The organism is Nocardia sp. 2TAF39 (assembly GCF_052114905.1).
GTDB lineage: Bacteria > Actinomycetota > Actinomycetes > Mycobacteriales > Mycobacteriaceae > Nocardia.
Genome location: NZ_JBFRFQ010000006.1, coordinates 32,592 through 50,212, shown reverse-complemented (window position 1 = coordinate 50,212; position 17,621 = coordinate 32,592). Strand labels below are relative to the sequence as shown.

The following is a 17,621-nucleotide window of genomic DNA, read 5'->3' as shown; positions in this document are numbered from 1 at the left end:
AATCGTTATTGATAAGGTTCCGTAGTGCGTGAACGAGGGACGACCGCGGCGGTAGCCCCTTCCGTACGCACCTTCGGTCGCGCTTCGATCCTGGCGTGGTCCGCGCTCGGTTGGCTGGCCGCCGATGTGTTTCGTGGGCGATTCGCCTGGCGGGAAGCGTTGGCGCAGAGCTGGTTCATCGTGAGCGTCACGGCGGTTCCTGCGGTGTTCGTGTCGATTCCGTTCGGGGTGATCGTCTCCGTGCAGGTCGGAAACCTGACCCAGCAGCTCGGCGCCACCTCGCTCGCAGGGGCTGCCGCCGGGGTCGGAGTCGTTCGGCAGGGCGCCCCGTTGGTCGCGGCGCTCCTGCTCGGCGGGGCCGCCGGTGCGGCGATCGCCGCCGACCTCGGTGCGCGAACCATCAGAGAGGAAATGGATGCCATGCGGGTGATGGGCATCGATCCGGTCCGTCGGATCGTCGCGCCGCGCCTGGCCGCGATGACAGTGGTAGCTCCGCTGCTGTGCGTGGTGATCATCTTCATGGGCCTGTCGACCGGCTACCTGATCAATGTCGGTCTGCAACACGGCGCTCCGGGAGGATATCTCTCGTCGTTCGCGTCCTTCGTTACCGTCTCGGACCTGGTTGCCGCGCTGGTGAAGTCGGCGCTGTTCGGCATCGTCGTCGTAGTGCTGGCCTGTCAGCGCGGGCTCGAGGCCACCGCAGGGCCCAAAGGGGTTGCCGACTCGGTGAACGCGGCGGTGGTGCTCGGCGTGGTCGCGACGTTCGGTCTGAACCTGATCATCACGCAACTGCTGTCGATGTTCGGCTCGCGGGTGCTCGGATGACGGCCTCGCCGTTGGACCTTGCCGCCGGCCGCGTCGGATCGGTCGTCGGCACGGCACTCGAGCGGCTCGGACATCAGCTGAGTTTCGGGATGCAGGTTCTCGCGGCCGTGCCGCACACCCTGCGCGCATACCGCAGGCAGACGATGGTTGTGCTCACCGACATCGTGTGGGGCAGTGGCGGACTGGTCGTCGGCGGCGGCACCGCCGCGGTGCTGATCTTCCTCGGCATCGCGGTCGGAGGATCGGTCGGTATGGAAGGGCTGAGCGCGCTGAATATGGTCGGCATGGGCCCGCTGACCGGGTTTGTCTCCGCATATGCGAATACGCGGGAGCTGGCGCCGATGATGGTGGCGATCGGATTCGCCGCGCAAGCCGGCTGCCGGATGACCGCCGAGATCGGCGCGATGCGGATCTCGGAGGAGATCGACGCCTTGGAAGCCCAAGCGGTACGGCCCATCCCGTTTGTGGTGACCACGCGCGTGCTCGCGGGGACCACCACGATCATCCCGCTGTACCTCACGACGCTGATCGTGGTCTACCTGTCCTGCGCCGTCGTGGTGAACGTGCTGCACGGGCAGTCCGCGGGCACCTACTTCCACTACTTCGAGTCCTTCCTTCGGCCGGCGGACGTGCTGTATTCGCTGGTCAAGGCCATCGTTCTGGTGGCAGCTGTCATCGTGGTGCACTGCTATCAGGGTTTTCATGCCACCGGCGGGCCCGAAGGGGTGGGTCGCGCCTGTGGGCAGGCGATCCGGGCCAGCCTCATTCTCATCGTGGTCATGGACATGGTGATGACCGCGGTGTTCTGGGGCACGAGCACGGGAATCAGGATCTCGGGGTAGCCATGTGGCGAGAACGAAGTGGTGGCCGAGTGCCGAGTGTCCTGGCGCTGCGGGTGCGTGGGCTCGCGGTAGTGGCGATCGGGCTGCTGGTGACCGCGCTGACCGGAGCTCACCTGCAGGGCCGGTTCCACGATGACGTATCGCTGACGATCGAGGCCGACTCGCTCGTCGATGGTCTACTGGCCGGTGCGGACGTGAAGTTCCAAGGAGCCGCGGTAGGCACCGTACGCCGGGTGCAGACGGCGGGCGACACCCGCCGCGTCGAGATCAGCATCGATCGGGATCAGGCTTTGGCGCTGACCGATCGCGTCGCCGCCCGCTTCACCGTCGCCAATGTGTTCGGCACCCCCGCGATCGAGTTGGTGAATCTCGGTGACGGTCCACCGATCCGGGACCACGCGGTGGTACCACTCGCCACCGGCGCCGTCGGCGCCACCGCGACCGGGGTGCTGCAACGCACCGGACGGCTCATGGAGGTGCTCGACTCGCCCCGACTGCGGAACCTCCTCGACGTGGCGGCCGAGAACCCGGGGCTGTTCGGTCCGACCATCGAGGCGATCACCGGCATCGCTCGGGCATTGGAGCAGGGGCGTCGCGACAGTACAGCCCACTACCTGCGTATCACGGGTGACCTGTCGGATGGATTGGCGGTCCTGGAACCGGAGATGGTGGACGCGCTGATCGCGTTGCTGGACCAGAGCGAGTACTTCGGCGATGAGACCAACCGCGCACGGACCCGCAAGGCGATCGCCGGACTGAGCCAGGATTTTCTGCCCGGATACGCGCGGCTGTTGGGCGACAACCGCGACCACTTGGCCGAAATCCTGGCTGTGGTACTCGATCTCGGCCTGCCCCTCGGCATGTCCTACGGCTCGATCGCTCCGGCCTATCATCGCCTGCCCGATCTTCTCGACCGCATCGGCGCCGCGTTCCCGGTCGTGGACGGAAAGGCACAACTGCAACTCGAGATCATCGCGGACACGATGCCGCACATCGCCCGCTCGGTCACCGATACCGGTCCGGGAGGCGTTCGATGACGGCGGTGCGAGGTCCCGCGATCAAACTGTCCATCTTCCTGGTTCTGGTGATCGGCTGCCTGAGCCTGATCCTGTCCACTCTGCGCGGGCCCGCAACGAACTCGGCCACCGAATACGACGCGATCTTCACCGACGTGTCCGGATTGGTCACCGGGGACAGTGTCCGGATGGCCGGGGTCCAGGTCGGCAGGGTCACCACGATCGAGCTGACCGCGGACGCGGCGGCTCGGGTGCGGTTCACCGTCGGTGGTGACCGGCCCGTCTTGGACACGACCCACGCCGCAGTGCGGTACCAGACTCTGCTCGGGCAGCGCTATGTGGAACTGTTCGACGCCCGGCCCACTGGCACCCGTCTGTCGCCCGGTGCGACGATCCCGCCTGAGCGCACCGAGCCCAGTTTCGATGTGTCCCGGTTGTTCAATGGGTTCAAACCCTTGTTCACCGCACTCGATACCGCGGAGCTGAACCGCCTGGGGGAGAACCTGATCCGCGTCCTCCAGGGCGACGGCGCCGGAATCGGGCCGGTACTGGCTGATCTCGACGGCCTGCTGCGGTATGCGAAGAACCGGGAGGCGGTCCTGGTGGTACTGATCCGCAACCTCGGTGAGATCGCGGCGGAGATCGGCGGCAAATCCGAACAGGTCGGCGCGCTGATCAAGCAGGTCGCCGGGATCATCGGAGTGTTCAGCCATCGCGCGGACGAATTGGTGAACTCGCTGCGAATCGCCGGCTACGGCCTCGAGCCCGACGTCGGCCTTCTTGCCGAACTGGAATCCCTTTTCGACGACACCCATGCACCACTGCACCAGCTGCTGCGGCGACTGGTGCCGCGCACCGACCAACTTGTGGAGATCCTGTCCCTGATGCCGGAATTGCTCGGGGGCCTGAACGCGAACTACCCCGCGAATGGTCCGTCGCCCGCCTTCACCTGTTCGACGCAGTCCGTCGAACCCCCCGGCATCGGAAGCGCCATTCTCGGCAATCAACATCTGGTGGTGTGCAAATGAGACTCATACCCGACAGAATCCGCACCGATCTTTCCGAGGGACGCCGCGAATTCCGCTGGGGCTCAGCCGGTCTCGCGATCGCCGCGATCATCATCGCTGTCGCCGGGCTGGTCCGGCTGATCCCAGCCAACGAGCAAGGGCACGTCGCCGAATTCCGTGACTCCGGTGGCCTGCAGGCCGGCGACGAGGTGCGGATCGCCGGCGTCCCCGTCGGCCGAGTCCGTACCGTGGAACTGGCCGACGACCATGTCCGGGTCGGGTTCACGGTCCACACCGATCAGCCTGTCGGCGATCACTCTACCGCCGAGGTGCGGCTGCTGACCCCGGTCGGCGGCCACTATCTGGCGCTCACGCCAGCCGGTGCGCAACCGCTCGGCGCCCAGCCGATTCCGCGTGAGCGCACCCGGACCCCGTACGAGCTGACCGATGTATTCGAACAAAGCGCCCCGCGGCTGGACGGTATCGACGGATCGACATTGCGCCAGACGGTCGCCGAACTCGACGCGGCACTGGCGAATCAGCCCGACGCCCCCCGCGGCATCCTCGACAGTCTCACCGGCCTCACCACAACGATCACGGCTCAGTCCGATCGGCTCGATCGCGCGATCCGGGTTTCCGACGAATACGTAGCGACTATCGCGACCGACCGTGCGGTCCTCGCCGGGTTCGTGCGCGAGCTCGGCATCATCTCCGCGAAACTCGGTCAGGCCAAGACCGAGGTCATCCGCGCCTTCCAGCTGCTTCGTCGGCTCACCGAAATCACCCACCGGCCGATCATGGCGTACGCGGATTCGCTCGAGCCCGCCGTCACCGATCTCGAGCAGCTGCTGGCCAAGGTCGCCGACGCACCCGAGCGGCTCGACACGGTCATCGCCTCGATCAACGACTTCATCGTCAAGATCGCGGCGCTGAGCGGAACAGGCGAACCAGCCGGAGCACCCCGACCCGATCTCTGCGTGCCTCGTGCGGGAAAGGACTGCTGATATGAGGGTCGGAAAACGTGTCTGGTATCCGGTGGTCGGGGTCGCCGTACTCACCGTGCTGTTCGGACTCGGATCCTCTGCGGTCACACCGCTGGACCGGACGAGTTTCGGCAAGATCGTGTGCGCGGAGTTCACCGATACCGACGGCCTCTACCGGGGCAACGACGTCACCGTGCTCGGCGTCCGAGCCGGGATCGTCGACCACATCGAACCCCTCGCCGACCGCGTGCGGGTGACGATGCGCCTCGACCGGGACGTGACACTACCGGCCGATACCAGCGCGGTCACCATGTCGGGCTCGATCGTCACCGACCGCAGAGTCGAACTCATCCGATCCCACACCGATGGTCCGGAACTGGCGGCAGACACCTGTATTCCACTGTCGCGCACCAAAACTCCGCTCGGTGTCAGCGAATCCTTCGACGCCCTCGGACGGTTGACCGCCGACATCACCGGCGGCGTACCCGGTGACACCCGGGCCGGCGACACCCTCGCCGGCCTCGACCGCGCGCTGCGCGACACCGGAACGACCACCAACGACCTGCTTGCGCACCTGGCGCGGCTGGTGGGCGACCCGCGGGACCGGGACGCCACCATGCGGCGGCTGATCGACAACCTCGACCTGCTCACCACCATGTTCGGCGCGAACTGGCCGGATATGCAGCTACTGCTGGACCACCTCTACGACGGATTGGAGGTGGTCGAGGGACTTTCGGCGAACTTCGCCCCGATGGTCGACCTGTCCAACCAGCTGCTTCCGGTGCTGGCACGCAACGTCGACAAGTACGGCGATCGGGTATACACGGCGCTGGACTCCGCCGTTCCGGCGGTGCATGCCGCGCTGCAGAACGCCGGCGGCATCCGAGATCTGCTGTCGCATCTGCCGCCCGCCGTAGATGCCCTCTTGGGCATTCTGCTGTCGAACGCGCCCACCACCGCGGTGATGAGTTGCCCTGCGACCGCTGACACCCCGCTGACCAGCACAGTGTGCCGGCACGACGAGGGAACGGAGCCGCGATGAGATGGCGTCCCCTCTGTGCCGTCGGCGCGCTCGCCCTGATCGCGGGATGCGGTGTCGACCCGGCCGACCTGCCGGTTCCGGGAGCCCGTGTCTCGGGCGCGAGTTACGAGATCAGGATCGAGTTCGCCAGCGTGCTGAGTCTGCCCGCGAAGGCGAAGGTCATGGCGGACGGCGCCGAGGTCGGCGTCGTGGACCGGGTCGATCTGGCCGACCGGGTCGCCATCGCAACTGTCGACCTGACATCGGCAGTGCGGCTGCCGAAATCGACCATCGCCGAGATTCGGCAGACCACTCTGCTCGGCGAGTCCTATATAGCGCTGCGGCCACCAGCCGGTGGGGCAGGTCCGAACCTGACATCGGGCGACGTCATACCGCTGGCGCAGACCCACCCCCCGGACAGCGTCGAGAACCTGTTGCGGGGAATGTCGAACGTACTGGCCAACGGCCGCTTCGACGACCTGGCCGCCGCGATCAGCCGAGTCAATGCCGCCTTTCCCGACGACCGCGAGTACCAGCGTCTGGCAGCGGAGATCCATGCGGACGTCCACGACCTGTCCACCGGAACAGCGGATCTCGACCGCATCCTCGACGCGGCCGCCGGTATCACCGACGACCTAGCGGCCAAGAAATCCGCCCTCGACCGGGCACTCGTCCTCGGGCCCGACCGCGCTGCCGGACTCAGCGATGTCCTGTTCGGGATCGTCGACCTCGCGGTGGCACTCGGCCAACTCCTGCAGCCCGCTGGTGATCTGGTGTGGCCGATCTACGGCGACACCCTCGATATCTACCGTGCCATGCGGCCGCTGCTGTTGACCGTCGCCTCCGCCGACACCACCATCCCCATGAACGTCGACAAGTTCACCCGTTTACTGCGCGAGACCCTGATCCCGTATTTCACTGCGCCACCGAATATTCGGATCCACGGCGTCGCGACTACGGTGTCCGCCGAACAGCAGGCCGACGCATTGGTTACCGTGCTCCGATCGATCGGACTCGTGCCATGAGCTCCCGCACAACCGCATCACTCATCGGTCTGCTGGCTACCACTGTCGCCGGTGCCCTCTATCTCGGTGCCGGTGTCCTCGACATCAATCCGACGCGGGACACCACAACCATCACGGTGCGGATGCCGAGCTCGGGCGGACTGATGGAAACATCCTCCGTGGATCTGCGCGGCATGGCGATCGGCCGCGTCCGCCACATCACCACCACCAAGGACGGCGTCGCCGTAGCCATCGAATTCGATGCGAAATACCGGATTCCGACGACCAGCACGGTCCGGGTCGCGAATCTGTCCGCCGCGGGAGAGCAGTACCTCGAATTCCGTCCGCGCAGCGCGGACGGACCCTATCTCGCCGACGGCTCCGTGATACCGGCGGGCCAGGTCGAGATCCCGATCACCGCCGGCGAGATGATGGCACGCCTGGACACCCTGCTCGCCCAGTTGGACCCCGCCGTCGTCGACAGCCTGCTGACCACCCTCGACGATGCCACCGCCGGACGTCAGACCGACATCGCCGACCTCGCGGAGTCCGCCACTCTGTTGGCGAACACACTGCGGGACAAACAGGATCAGGTCCACCGGCTCTGGCTCAACCTGCAGACCCTCGCCGACAACTTCGACGGCAAGGGCAGCACCTTCACCGCCGTCGCCCCGGTGGTCGATCGCGCCGATCCCGAAGTGGTGCACCTGATCCGCGCCTTCGAGGACTATTCCCACGTCGGCGAGCATGTCTGGGACGACACGCTGACGCCGATGATGCACAAGATCGACGACTACGTCGCACAGCTGGCTCCCGAACTGGCGTTGATCGCCGGCATAGTCCGGCCGGCTACCGATCGGCTGCGGCCATTGCGCCTGGACGCCGGCTCGATCGTCGACATTTTGTCCGCCATGTTCCCTGCGGGCGGACCCGCCCGAGTGATTGTCACCCCACCGAAGTAATCGAGGTACCAGTAATGACCGACGAAGCGGCGACGACAACAGACCACGAATCGTCCGCGCCGGCACGGACCGAAGAGATGAAACATCCACTCTCCTCGGTGGTCCCGCGGGCACTGGTCGCTGCGCTGGTCGCCCTTACCTCGCTCGCCGGTTTCCTCGGGTGGCGCTGGTACACCACCGAACAGGATCTCGACGCCCTGCGGCGGGACACCGCCGATCGCGATAGAGCCGCGGCGGTCGCCGCGGACTACGCGAAACGGTCACTGACCTACGACTTCCGCAACCTCGACGCCTTCTTCGACAGCGTGCGGCGCGGAACCACCGACCGCCTGTCCAACCGCTACGACACCGTCCACGACACCCTGAGCAAAATCATGACCGAGGCCCAGGTCGTCGCACACGGCGACGTGGTCGGCACTGCTATCGGCACCGTCGACGGCGACGACTACACCGTCACCGTCTTCGCCACCCAGCAGACGCAGAACGTGCAGCACCCCGAACCGGTCAGCGCCGCCACCCTGCTGACCGTGAACGTGCACCGCGACGGCGGCAACTGGGTTGTCGCCGACTACCGCTCGCAATGAGAACAGGCACTGCCATGAGCCGTGGCCGCAGTGGCGAAGCCATGGCGGTCCGGCCGTGGCTCAGCTCCCGCGCGGGGGCGAGGATCTCGCCGCTTCGACCCAAGGCCAGGTCATCAGTGCCCACACGGCTAGCAAGAGGATGGCCACCGTGCCGAGATACCACGGCCAAGGCCCGAGCGCATCGAGCAGTGACGGAGTTTCGGGTTTCGCGTTGACGAACCCGTAGTTGGTGTCGGCGAGGGTATTGAATGTGAAGGTCACCACTGCCCAGGCTACGGTGGCCACTACGGCAGTCCGATAGCTGCGCCAGTCTGGGCGCAGGCCGATGCCCCACGTGAGGTAAATTGCCGCCCAGACCACGATCAGGTGAATCGCCCAGAAGGCCGAGAACTCGCGGTCTGGAAAGTCCGGGCTCTGCAAGGCCGGTGAAACGAGCGCCTGGGTGCTCAAGGTGAGACACCAGTAGTAGGTCAGTGCATACGCCCAGCTCCGGTGCGACCACAGCGCGTACGCGGCAACGATGCTCGCGAGATCGGTCAAACGCAAGGGTACCGAACGACCGATAGTCGGGGGGATCAGGGCGAAGACGTAGATCGTCGCGTACAGCACCAGGGTCGCCGATCCGAACGATCGGCTGAAACGGCGTGCGGCAGAAGCACTCTGGTGCTTGCGACCGATCCACACGACGAGCATCGCTCCCACCGCGAAGACAGCAAGGACTAGCCAGTGCGATAGCCCGTATGCGGAGAACTTTTGGTGCGCCGAAGGCGCGTCCACATTTACCGCGGCGCGGTTCGGCATAGGGCCGAACCGCGCCGGGCATCGTACATAGAGATCACGGCACCACCTCGCGTGCGACGAGCCGGTAATGCGCGGCACTCGAGGCAGGACACCGGACCACCGATTGCGGAATTCGCCCTCATCCGCGACTTAGGGCAGGGCGGTGCAGTTGGTGGGGGCGGGCTGGTTCGCGAGCCGATCGGTCAACCACTGCTGCGAGGCTGCCAGTGCCGGGAAGAACGCCAGCACGTGAGTCGGCGCCAATCCGGAAATGACGGTGGGAATCTGGGCGTTCGAATCCAGCTGCACAGTCGCGCCACCACCGCACCAACCGGCGGCCATGTCGCGGATGGGCGTAAACGGCGCTCCTTCATCGTTCACGGCCGCGGCGACGAGTACGGGCACCGAGGGGGTGAGGGTGCCGACACGCTGCTGGTCGAACGCTGATCTCAACGCAGGCGACTGATTGATCACGTCGATGATGGACTGTCCGCTGTTGGTCCATTGGGACGTGAACTGATGTTGCTGCGCCAGTCCGAGCGGGACGGCGCATTTGTCCTGAGCTTCGCGCAGGATCGCCTTGCCGGTGTCGTTGAGTTCAGCGTCGAGCACCGGGCGGGTGGCGGGATAGTCGGCGGCGATGCCGTTGAGGATCCACGCGAAGGCGGGTGCGATGGCGGGTCGGCCATCGTTGAATCCGATGAAGTACTCGTCGTCCACCACCGGCCCGCCGACGTAGGCGCCGCGCACGTTCAGGTCGGGGGCGTAACTCGGCTGCAGTTCGGCCGCGCCGGCCGAGGCCATGCCGCCTTGGGAGTACCCGTAGAGAATGACCGGCGCGTTGGCGGCGAGGCTGGTGCCGGGCAACCGCAGGGCGGCACGCGCGGAGTCCAGTACCGCGTGGGCTTGCGATTTACGGTTGAGATAGTCGTGAATCGCGGGCGTGCCCAGGCCCTGGTAGTCGGTCACCACTACCGCCATGCCGCGGGCCAGCAGCGTGTAGAGCGCCAGCACGTCGTATTCGACCATGAGGTCGAGCGGAGGCTGGTATTCGACGAACTGCGAGAGCAACTTCGAGGGCGCGCACTGATCGCCTTGCCCCTTCGTGCCGACCGCGTACGCGATCAGCGGGCGCTCTCCCGGTCCTGTCCACGGCTGGGCCGGTTCCAGATACGTTCCCACCGCCGCGGTCGGCGCGTCGTGAGTGTCGCTGCTGACGTACATCATGCGCGTCGACGTCGCCGGGATCGTTCCGGTCGGTCCGGGGATCGACAGCGCCAGCCGCGCCGGTTCGGTGCGGACGATGGTGCCCCCTCCCTGCGGCAGTGGCGCCGGTGGTACGTAGAAATCATCAGCCGCCGCCTCCGTGGCCGGCTGCGTCCATGCGTGTGGTGCGGAGATCGCGCCGCCTCCGACCACGATGAGGGTTCCCGTCAAAGCTGCGGTCAATCTGAGTATTCGGCTCCCCACGATTCGATCCTTCCTGCGATTTGGGATACCCATGTCGTCTAGATCGGATACTGAGAGTATCTGTACCCGAGCCCAGAGCCAGGCACAGACGCGCGCCGTGTTGATCGCGACCGCCCGGCGGCCGTTTTGGAGGTTGGCTATCCATGGGGGCCATCGACGAGGTCGCCGATGCCGCAGGATTCACCAAGCGGGCTCGGCCCAGCTTCCCGCCGTCGGTGACGGTATTTACTGGGGCTTTTCGCCGTTCATTGTCGCGACATACTGAAACGCACTACCCCTCATCTGCAAGCACCCGCAGCCCTGCCTGAAGCGGCATACGGGTAGCCGCAATCTCACAGCAAACTCAGGTTATCAGCTTGGACCGGGATTAGTATCGAACTGTCGGGCTTTCGCACGTCGAGAGGCGGACATATGAATGGTTACGGAAACGGGCGCCCATCGGGCTGCGAGCGAAATATAACGATATACAGAATGTTTCGTTGAGCCACTGGAGTTGATGAGCAGACGGTGTGCAGCCATGACCTCGAAGGGACGCAGCGCGACCTGAGGTTCGGTATCGCCGCGGAATTGGCTGCGGCGGGATTCGATGATGCACAGGAGATCGGTCGCGGTGGTTTCGGTGTCGTGTATCGGTGCGTCGAGCACTCGCTCGATCGTGCCGTGGCGGTGAAGGTTCTCGATTCCGAGGTAACCGAGGACGAGCGGGCTCGTTTCCTGCGCGAGCAGCGGGTCCTGGGCCGGTTCTCCGCACATCCGCACATCGTGCAGGTGCTGCGAGCTGACGTTACGTCAACCGGCAAGCCCTACCTTGCGATGCCGTTTCATGCACAGGGATCGCTGCAGTCGCGGATCCGAGCGAAGGGACCGCTGCCGTGGCAGGAAGTGCTATCGGTCGGAGTGAAAATCGCCGGTGCGCTGGCGGCCGCGCACACCTGCGGCATCGTGCACCGCGACGTCAATCCCGCCAACATCCTGATGACCGATTATGGCGAGCCGCAGCTGGCCGATTTCGGCATCGCGCGCATCGGTGGTGCATTCGAGACCGCTGCCGGGATGGTGGCGGGGACCCCGGCGTTCACGGCTCCCGAGGTGCTCAGAGGCGGGGAGTCGACGGCGGCAGCCGACAACTACAGCCTGGGTGCGACGCTGTTCTGTTTGCTGACCGGCCACGCGGCCTTCGAACGCAAGCAGGGCGAGTCGCTGGTCGCGCAGTTCGTACGGGTCACCTCCGAGCCAATTCCGGACCTGCGGCGCAGCGGAGTGCCCGCCCTGCTGTGCGTGGCTATCGAATCGGCAATGGCCACCGATCCCGCGGAGCGGCCCGCGACCGCGGTTGAATTCGGTGATCGACTCCGGAATATCGAGTTCTCGAGCGGCTTGGCAGTGGACTCGATGGTTTTTCCGGCAAGCGATGTGACCGGCCGGCCGGAGATCAGTGCCGAACCGCCCCCCGCGCCGCCACCACCGCTGTCTGTGCAGACGGCGCTTGCGACACCGTCGACCCGCTATCGGCCGCCGGAGGCCTCGCGTCAGCCGGTCCAGCGGCGACGGTTGCTCGACATCCTGCGGCGCGGGTGGCCCCGGCGGCTGGTGCTGATCCACGGGCCGGCCGGGTTCGGGAAGAGCACGCTGGCCGCGCAGTGGGCCGATGCTCTCGCCGCCGACGGCGTCCGCGTCGCCTGGCTCAGCGTGGATCTCGACGACAACAACGTCGTGTGGTTCCTGTCTCATGTCATCGAGGCGATTCGCCATGCCCACCCTGAGGTCGCGGCAAACCTGGCGCAAATTCTCGAGGAGCGCTCCACCGATGCGGCACAGCACGTGATGGCCACCCTGATCGACGAGATCCACAACCGTGGCGAGACGGTGGCCCTCGTGGTCGACGACTGGCACCGGGTGACGAGCCCGGTCACCGTCGCGGCGATGGAATTCCTGCTCGATCGCGGCTGCCATCACCTGCAGATGATCGTCACCAGCCGCAGTCGCAAAGGGCTGCCGCTGGGGCGGATGCGGGTTCGCGACGAACTCGTCGAGATCGATGCGGCCGGTCTGCGGTTCGATGACGTCGAGACCGCCGCGTTCGTCGCGGGCGTCAACGACTTGTCGCTGGCGGCCGATGAGATCCAGCACTTGCGGGCATCGACCGACGGCTGGGCGGCCGCTGTGCAACTGGCGTCGCTGTCGCTGCGCGGACGCGACGATCCGGGCGCGTACATCAGCCAGATCTCCGGACGGCATTACGCCATCGGCGAGTATCTGATGGAGAACGTGATCGACACTCTCGAACCGAGCATGCACACGTTCGTGATGCGGACCTCGGTTCCCGAGCGAATCTGCGGTGAGCTCGCCGAAGCCCTGGCGGGCGTAACAGGCGGGCAGGAACTGCTGGAGGAGGTCTGCCAGCGGGATCTGTTCCTGCGCACCATCGATGACGAGTTGCGGTGGTTCCGCTATCACGCGTTGTTCGCCGACTTCCTGCGCCGCCGACTGGTCCAGCAGCATCCCGGTCTGCTCGAGGAATTGCATTCGACGGCGTGCGAGTGGTTCGCCGACCACGGAATGGTCACCGAGGCCGTCGATCACGCGCTGGCGGCCAACGCGCCCGACCGTGCCGTGGAACTTGTGGACGCGCATGCCGAGGAGATGTTGGAAGCCGGGCGGATGGCGACCCTGCTCGGGCTCGTAGCCAAGCTGCCCGACTCGCTGACGGCGCAGAATCCGAGGCTGCAGGTGAAGATCGCCTGGGCGGACACCGCCCTGCAGCGCCTGGACGTCGCGACCACCGTGCTCGACCGCGCGGATGCGTTACTAGCGGAGGCGCCGGCCGACGATGACCAGAGCAACGAGACCCGCGTCGAATCGGCGCTGGCCCGTACCTGCGCGGCTATGGTCGTAGACCAACCCGTGCGGGTGCCGGAGTCGGTGCTGGTGCGAGCCCGCGAGCCGCTCCGGCCGTATATGGCGCAGGCGACCGCGATGATGGCGATGGGGTGCGCGCTGCATAGCTTCGAGTTCGATGAGGTGTACCGCTGGCATCGCTGGTTCGAACCATACCGAAATCGTGGTCGTGGCCCCTTCGCCATCGTGTACTGCGACTGTCTCGCCGGGGTGGCAGCCAGCGAGCAACTCGACATCGCGGCGGCGGAATCCTATTTACGGACCGCGCTGAGCCTGGCACTGCAGACCGGCCGGCAGTCGTACTCCACCCGGCTGGCCAGTGCGCTACTCGGCGAATTGCTGTACGAGAAGGGGCAATTCATCGAGGCCAAGGAATTGCTGGATGTCGGCTTGGCGGTCGAGGGCGGCGGGGTGGAGTTTCTGCTGGCGGCCTATGGGAGCGGGGCGCGTCTGGCCGGGGTGCGAGGCGATCTCGACACCGCACGGCAACGGCTGGACGAAGGCGCCGCGATCGCGGCGATGGTGCCGATTCCGCGGCTCGCCGCCCGGATGGTCAACGAGCGCATCCGTCTGGGTCTGCCGATCGCCGACACCGACCGTCGAGACCTCGAACAGCTTGCCCCATATACCGTGCAGCCGGACGTGATGTCAGCGCTCACCTTCGAGCTCGGCCACGACTCGGCGATCCGGCTGCTGCTTGCCGAGCGCACCGGCGCGGCAGCCGAGCTCGCCGTCTGTCGGGCTGAACAGCTCGTGCGCCAGATCTCCCGGCAGGATCGGCCGCGGGCGCTGTTGCACGCCGAGTTGCTGCGCGGGTGCTGTCTGGCGGCGACAGGGCAGACGCTCCGCGCCGCCGAACTCTTGGCCCCGGTGCTGAGTCGGTGCGCCGAGCTGGGGCTGGTGCGGCTTGTCGTCGATGCCGGCCGCCAGTTGCAAACCGTTATCGAGACTCTGTACGGCACAACGATCTCGGAGATCCCGCTGCGGCAGTTCCTGCGGCAGATATTGGCAGAGTTCGAACAGGTGCCGCCGAGCCGCAGCCGACTGCCCGAGTAGGGGCAGAATCGCTCCAGCGCCAAGGTGACCGCCATGATCGCCAGCAAAAAGGTTGATGCGGATCGTGCGGTAATCGCCGTGGCGGGCATGGGCGGTGAGCGCACCTCTCGGTGGGAGGGGAGCCGGTCTCGACGGCGCAACGCTCTACCCGGCGTTGCCTGCGGCAGGTTGCACCGGTACGTCGATGATGTTCTCCAATTCCGCTGCCGCTCGGGATATTTCATCGGCTTCGGCGAGTGCGATACCCGCGGCGATGAGGCAGGCTCGGGCGGCGTCCCCGGCGGGATCCGCCTCGGTCCAGGTTTCGTCGTTGCACGCCTCGAGCAGGGCCATGACCAGCCCGGAGAGGGCGCGGGAAAGCACTTCGGCGGGAAGGTGATCGGAGTAGACGCCGAGGCGCTGGCCGTGGCGCAGCAGAGTGGCGCCGTGCGCGTGCACCAACGCCAGCCGCTCCTGAATCCGCGGTGCGAAATTCGTCCCCGTCAGCTCGAGTAATAGCCGGTACTTGTCGCCGACCCGCCAGAGCGCGATCGTGAACCGGGCCGAGGCAACCGCCGGCGGCTTGTCGGGGTCGGGGGTGTGGAAGGTGTGTGCGAAATCCTCCGACGTCAGGTCGAGAATGCCGTCGACCAGAGCCTCGCGGGTGGAGAAGTGGCCGTAGTAAGGAATGACGGCGCCGAGCTCGAGCAGGCAGAGGTCGCCGACCAGTCGGTGCCCGTCGCTGCTGAGGTCGATCTTCTCGAGCCGCACCTGCCGTTTGCCGGGTGGTATCGGGCAGAACTGATACCGGTCAAGGGATCTCGGCGAGATGATTGCCTCGCTCCCGGACGGCTGCGGGAAAACCTGAACGTCTCCCGCGGCCGAGCTGGTTCGATACGCTAACTGACGGAACGACTCCCGTTACACGTCGCTGCGATGTCACGGGGGTCTGTCGGGGCGTATTGCTGGAGCAGGTAGTACGGCCGCGAGTATCGATACGCGGGAAGGACATCAATTGACGGCAGTGCGGCGAATGGTGGCGGGTGTCATGGTGTCGGCAGGGATCGGTGCGTTGGTATGCGGAATACAGGCGACGCCGGCGCAGGCGGATCCGCTACCGCAGTGGGCGCCGTTGGGCACCACGCTCTACACCTTCGGCGATGCGAATTTCTGTGCCGGGGCGATCGGTGTGGTGCTGGAGGCCGCGCCGAATCTGCCCGGCCATGTGCTGGCGCACGTGACACCACTGGGTTACCAGCGCGGGCCGTGCGGCAATCACGTGATGCTGGGATGGGTTGGCTCAGCGGGTGGGCGGGCCCAAGACGTCTACGTGCACACCGATGCGTCGCCGGGCGACACAGTGACCGTGGACCTGTGGGTGGGCACGGGTCCGGCCAAGATCATGGCGGACAGCTGGCCGATCCAGGGCCCGTTCGCGGAGTGGTATCTGCTGGTGCCCTAGCCGCGCGCCGAGGTGCGGGCGGATCGAGTCGGCAGCATCCTCTTCTCCTCGGCTCATGTGAGCTGGAGTAGCTGCGGTTACCGGCAGCTCGGGATGTGGATGCGTTTTCAGTTGATGTCGCGGGCCACGGGGCGGTGGGGTGGCTGCAGCTCATGTTGTGTGACGCGAAGTCTGAACTGTCTCATCGTGTTTGACAGGTTCCGCTAGTGGGGAACGCCGGTGGCTGGTCTATGTAAAAATGGATCACTGGCTCGACACGTACGGAGGAGGGCGGCATGTCCGACCGACCGTTTGTCGCCGCGAATGCCGCAGCAATGAAGAGGGGTGCGCAGCGGCTGGAGGAGATCTCGCGCGAACACGGGGCCATTTTCGAGGACCTGGCCGTCGCGGCCGAGGGGAACCGCTGGGGCAACGGTGAGCCCGGTCATCTGTTCGCCCATGGCGGCAAGGGCAATAACGCGTCCTGTGCGGGCATGGAAAACTGCTCGGCCCACTCCAAGTCCACGAACGGGTTCCTGACCGGCGCCCGAGGTTTGGCGGTGGTGTGGGAGAACACCGCGGGGGCTACCAGCTGTCGTCGGCCGGTGTGGTGATGCGGCTGCCGGAGCGGATGCCCGAGGAGGAGGCCAACTTCCGGGTCCGCGGCTATATCGAGGGCAGCGGCCTGGACACTACCGGGTATCCGTTGGACCAGTTGGTGGCCGGCCGGGTGTCCGTGCCGGTGCCGCGTGGCGAGATCGCGATCGACCGGGCCATCTTCTACCTCGCCGACGACGGAGTGTTGAAGCATTCGTCCTTCTCGACCGCGCCGACCACGTTCGTGGAAGGTTTCGCGCAGCGTTACCAGGAACGGCAGGGCACACGGGCGTGCAGCCGGGTTGGCTACGAGGACCGACAGAATAGAGGGCGGCATGGCTGAGGACAGAGTGAAGGTCGAAACCGATAAGCTGCGCGATCTGTCGGGAGATTTGAAGGATATCGCGGGCAAGATTCGCGCGGTGATGGATGACCTGAAGTCGGAAACGGAGCCGCTCATGGCGCAACCCGTCTGCGGGTCGCATGAGCCGGGCGAGAATTTCCGCAAGGATTACGACTCGCAGTGCGACGCCATTCACAGTGTCGGTTCCTCCTACGTGAAGATCTTGGAAGGCGATTTCGCAACCGCTTTCGACAAGAGTGCGAAGCTGCTCGATGAGATGGAAGAGAAGAGCAGGGCGGAAATCAACAAAGCCATGAGGGGGTATAGGGCGTGAGTACCGCTGATGAAGAACTGTTGGCGGAGATGATGGAGACCGTCCAAGCGAATATGAAATCGCTTCGAGACGCGTACCAACAGCGCGCTGAACTCACCGCGATCGGAACAGCCGCGAAAAAACGGGTAACCATTATGGTGAATGCGGACGGTGTCGTCGCCGAGGCGCGGGTGGCCGACGACATCGCCGAACTGTCCCCGGCGGAGATCGCCGAAGCCGTGACCACGGCCGCGCAGCAGGCATTCGCCGAGCTCAAACGCAAAACCGACGAATTGGTCGCGCCGATGCGGGAACGCGGCGCGAGAATGCCGAAACTCTCCGAGTTGCTGCCCGGTATTTCGGACGAACTGGATAGCCTGCCTACGCGCATCACGGCGTCGACCGCGCCGCCGGCTTCGGCCGAGCGTGCGGCAGCCGACGCCGAGCGCAAGGACACCAGCGGCGCCGGACCGAAGGTCACCGAACCCAGCTGGTAGGGG

General features: G+C 65.9%; 18 protein-coding genes. 15 read left to right on the top strand and 3 right to left on the bottom strand.

All coding sequences use genetic code 11. The features are described 5' to 3' along the window. Nucleotides 1–24 precede the first annotated feature (24 nt). From AB4Z47_RS05515 to AB4Z47_RS05475, 9 genes are read left to right on the top strand one after another with little or no spacing between them, the layout of a single operon-like run. Nucleotides 25–825 (top strand): MlaE family ABC transporter permease, encoded by an 801-nt coding sequence (locus tag AB4Z47_RS05515; RefSeq protein WP_441948352.1) that lies wholly within the window; start codon nt 25–27, stop codon nt 823–825. After that, nucleotides 822–1,667, top strand: a complete 846-nt coding sequence (locus tag AB4Z47_RS05510) for an ABC transporter permease (protein WP_441948350.1) — start codon at nt 822–824, stop codon at nt 1,665–1,667. Before AB4Z47_RS05515 ends, AB4Z47_RS05510 begins: the two co-directional genes overlap by 4 nt. Before the next feature lie 29 nt (nt 1,668–1,696). Next, nucleotides 1,697–2,704 carry an MlaD family protein gene (locus AB4Z47_RS05505; protein ID WP_441948348.1) on the top strand — a complete coding sequence of 336 codons (1,008 nt, stop codon included), beginning with the start codon at nt 1,697–1,699 and terminating at the stop codon, nt 2,702–2,704. Next, nucleotides 2,701–3,711: an MCE family protein gene (locus AB4Z47_RS05500; protein ID WP_441948346.1), complete on the top strand. Its 1,011-nt coding sequence runs from the start codon at nt 2,701–2,703 to the stop codon at nt 3,709–3,711. Before AB4Z47_RS05505 ends, AB4Z47_RS05500 begins: the two co-directional genes overlap by 4 nt. After that, complete coding sequence (locus AB4Z47_RS05495; protein ID WP_441948344.1) at nt 3,708–4,694, top strand: MCE family protein; 987 nt, start codon at nt 3,708–3,710, stop codon at nt 4,692–4,694. Before AB4Z47_RS05500 ends, AB4Z47_RS05495 begins: the two co-directional genes overlap by 4 nt. Before the next feature lies 1 nt (nt 4,695). Then, complete coding sequence (locus tag AB4Z47_RS05490; protein ID WP_441948342.1) at nt 4,696–5,715, top strand: MlaD family protein; 1,020 nt, start codon at nt 4,696–4,698, stop codon at nt 5,713–5,715. Continuing rightward, entirely contained in the window at nt 5,712–6,719 is a 1,008-nt protein-coding gene (locus AB4Z47_RS05485; protein WP_441948340.1) for an MlaD family protein, read from the top strand. The genes AB4Z47_RS05490 and AB4Z47_RS05485 overlap by 4 nt, the downstream gene beginning before the upstream one ends. After that, complete coding sequence (locus AB4Z47_RS05480) at nt 6,716–7,660, top strand: MlaD family protein (protein WP_441948338.1); 945 nt, start codon at nt 6,716–6,718, stop codon at nt 7,658–7,660. Before AB4Z47_RS05485 ends, AB4Z47_RS05480 begins: the two co-directional genes overlap by 4 nt. A gap of 14 nt (nt 7,661–7,674) precedes the next feature. Next, the gene (locus AB4Z47_RS05475) at nt 7,675–8,244 is read left to right on the top strand and encodes a hypothetical protein (protein ID WP_441948336.1); all 570 of its coding nucleotides are present in this window, start codon (nt 7,675–7,677) and stop codon (nt 8,242–8,244) included. Between the two features lie 60 nt (nt 8,245–8,304). On the opposite strand, the gene AB4Z47_RS05470 is transcribed toward AB4Z47_RS05475, so the two are convergent. After that, nucleotides 8,305–9,045, bottom strand: a complete 741-nt coding sequence (locus AB4Z47_RS05470) for a YwaF family protein (RefSeq protein ID WP_441948335.1) — start codon at nt 9,043–9,045, stop codon at nt 8,305–8,307. A 129-nt stretch (nt 9,046–9,174) separates the two neighbouring features. Continuing rightward, nucleotides 9,175–10,494 carry a lipase family protein gene (locus AB4Z47_RS05465; protein ID WP_441948333.1) on the bottom strand — a complete coding sequence of 440 codons (1,320 nt, stop codon included), beginning with the start codon at nt 10,492–10,494 and terminating at the stop codon, nt 9,175–9,177. A 507-nt stretch (nt 10,495–11,001) separates the two neighbouring features. Between AB4Z47_RS05465 and AB4Z47_RS05460 the strand changes: the two genes are divergently transcribed. Continuing rightward, the gene (locus AB4Z47_RS05460) at nt 11,002–14,448 is read left to right on the top strand and encodes a protein kinase domain-containing protein (RefSeq protein ID WP_441948332.1); all 3,447 of its coding nucleotides are present in this window, start codon (nt 11,002–11,004) and stop codon (nt 14,446–14,448) included. Nucleotides 14,449–14,592: 144 nt separating this feature from the next. Here the strand turns inward: AB4Z47_RS05460 and AB4Z47_RS05455 are convergent, their stop codons facing one another. Further along, nucleotides 14,593–15,198, bottom strand: a complete 606-nt coding sequence (locus AB4Z47_RS05455) for a hypothetical protein (RefSeq protein WP_441948330.1) — start codon at nt 15,196–15,198, stop codon at nt 14,593–14,595. Between the two features lie 244 nt (nt 15,199–15,442). Here AB4Z47_RS05455 and AB4Z47_RS05450 point away from each other — a divergent pair, with 244 nt between their 5' ends. The 5 genes from AB4Z47_RS05450 to AB4Z47_RS05430 all read left to right on the top strand — a co-directional run bounded on the left by AB4Z47_RS05450 (nt 15,443) and on the right by AB4Z47_RS05430 (nt 17,618). After that, nucleotides 15,443–15,889 (top strand): hypothetical protein, encoded by a 447-nt coding sequence (locus AB4Z47_RS05450; protein ID WP_441948329.1) that lies wholly within the window; start codon nt 15,443–15,445, stop codon nt 15,887–15,889. A gap of 275 nt (nt 15,890–16,164) precedes the next feature. Continuing rightward, nucleotides 16,165–16,482, top strand: a complete 318-nt coding sequence (locus tag AB4Z47_RS05445) for a hypothetical protein (RefSeq protein WP_441948328.1) — start codon at nt 16,165–16,167, stop codon at nt 16,480–16,482. Then, entirely contained in the window at nt 16,434–16,808 is a 375-nt protein-coding gene (locus AB4Z47_RS05440) for a hypothetical protein (protein ID WP_441948326.1), read from the top strand. Before AB4Z47_RS05445 ends, AB4Z47_RS05440 begins: the two co-directional genes overlap by 49 nt. Next, nucleotides 16,801–17,142 (top strand): hypothetical protein, encoded by a 342-nt coding sequence (locus tag AB4Z47_RS05435; RefSeq protein WP_441948325.1) that lies wholly within the window; start codon nt 16,801–16,803, stop codon nt 17,140–17,142. Before AB4Z47_RS05440 ends, AB4Z47_RS05435 begins: the two co-directional genes overlap by 8 nt. After that, nucleotides 17,139–17,618, top strand: coding sequence for a YbaB/EbfC family DNA-binding protein (locus AB4Z47_RS05430; RefSeq protein ID WP_441948324.1), 480 nt, complete (start codon nt 17,139–17,141; stop codon nt 17,616–17,618). The genes AB4Z47_RS05435 and AB4Z47_RS05430 overlap by 4 nt, the downstream gene beginning before the upstream one ends. Nucleotides 17,619–17,621: the final 3 nt, after the last annotated feature.

Excerpts from the sequence above, each read along its gene's own strand:
- AB4Z47_RS05510 (WP_441948350.1), top strand. The coding sequence starts at position 822 with ATGACGGCCTCGCCGTTGGACCTTGCCGCCGGCCGCGTCGGATCGGTC.
- AB4Z47_RS05500 (WP_441948346.1), top strand. The coding sequence starts at position 2,701 with ATGACGGCGGTGCGAGGTCCCGCGATCAAACTGTCCATCTTCCTGGTT.
- AB4Z47_RS05495 (WP_441948344.1), top strand. The coding sequence starts at position 3,708 with ATGAGACTCATACCCGACAGAATCCGCACCGATCTTTCCGAGGGACGC.
- AB4Z47_RS05490 (WP_441948342.1), top strand. The coding sequence starts at position 4,696 with ATGAGGGTCGGAAAACGTGTCTGGTATCCGGTGGTCGGGGTCGCCGTA.
- AB4Z47_RS05485 (WP_441948340.1), top strand. The coding sequence starts at position 5,712 with ATGAGATGGCGTCCCCTCTGTGCCGTCGGCGCGCTCGCCCTGATCGCG.
- AB4Z47_RS05480 (WP_441948338.1), top strand. The coding sequence starts at position 6,716 with ATGAGCTCCCGCACAACCGCATCACTCATCGGTCTGCTGGCTACCACT.
- AB4Z47_RS05475 (WP_441948336.1), top strand. The coding sequence starts at position 7,675 with ATGACCGACGAAGCGGCGACGACAACAGACCACGAATCGTCCGCGCCG.
- AB4Z47_RS05470 (WP_441948335.1), bottom strand. The coding sequence starts at position 9,045 with ATGCCGAACCGCGCCGCGGTAAATGTGGACGCGCCTTCGGCGCACCAA.
- AB4Z47_RS05445 (WP_441948328.1), top strand. The coding sequence starts at position 16,165 with ATGTCCGACCGACCGTTTGTCGCCGCGAATGCCGCAGCAATGAAGAGG.
- AB4Z47_RS05435 (WP_441948325.1), top strand. The coding sequence starts at position 16,801 with ATGGCTGAGGACAGAGTGAAGGTCGAAACCGATAAGCTGCGCGATCTG.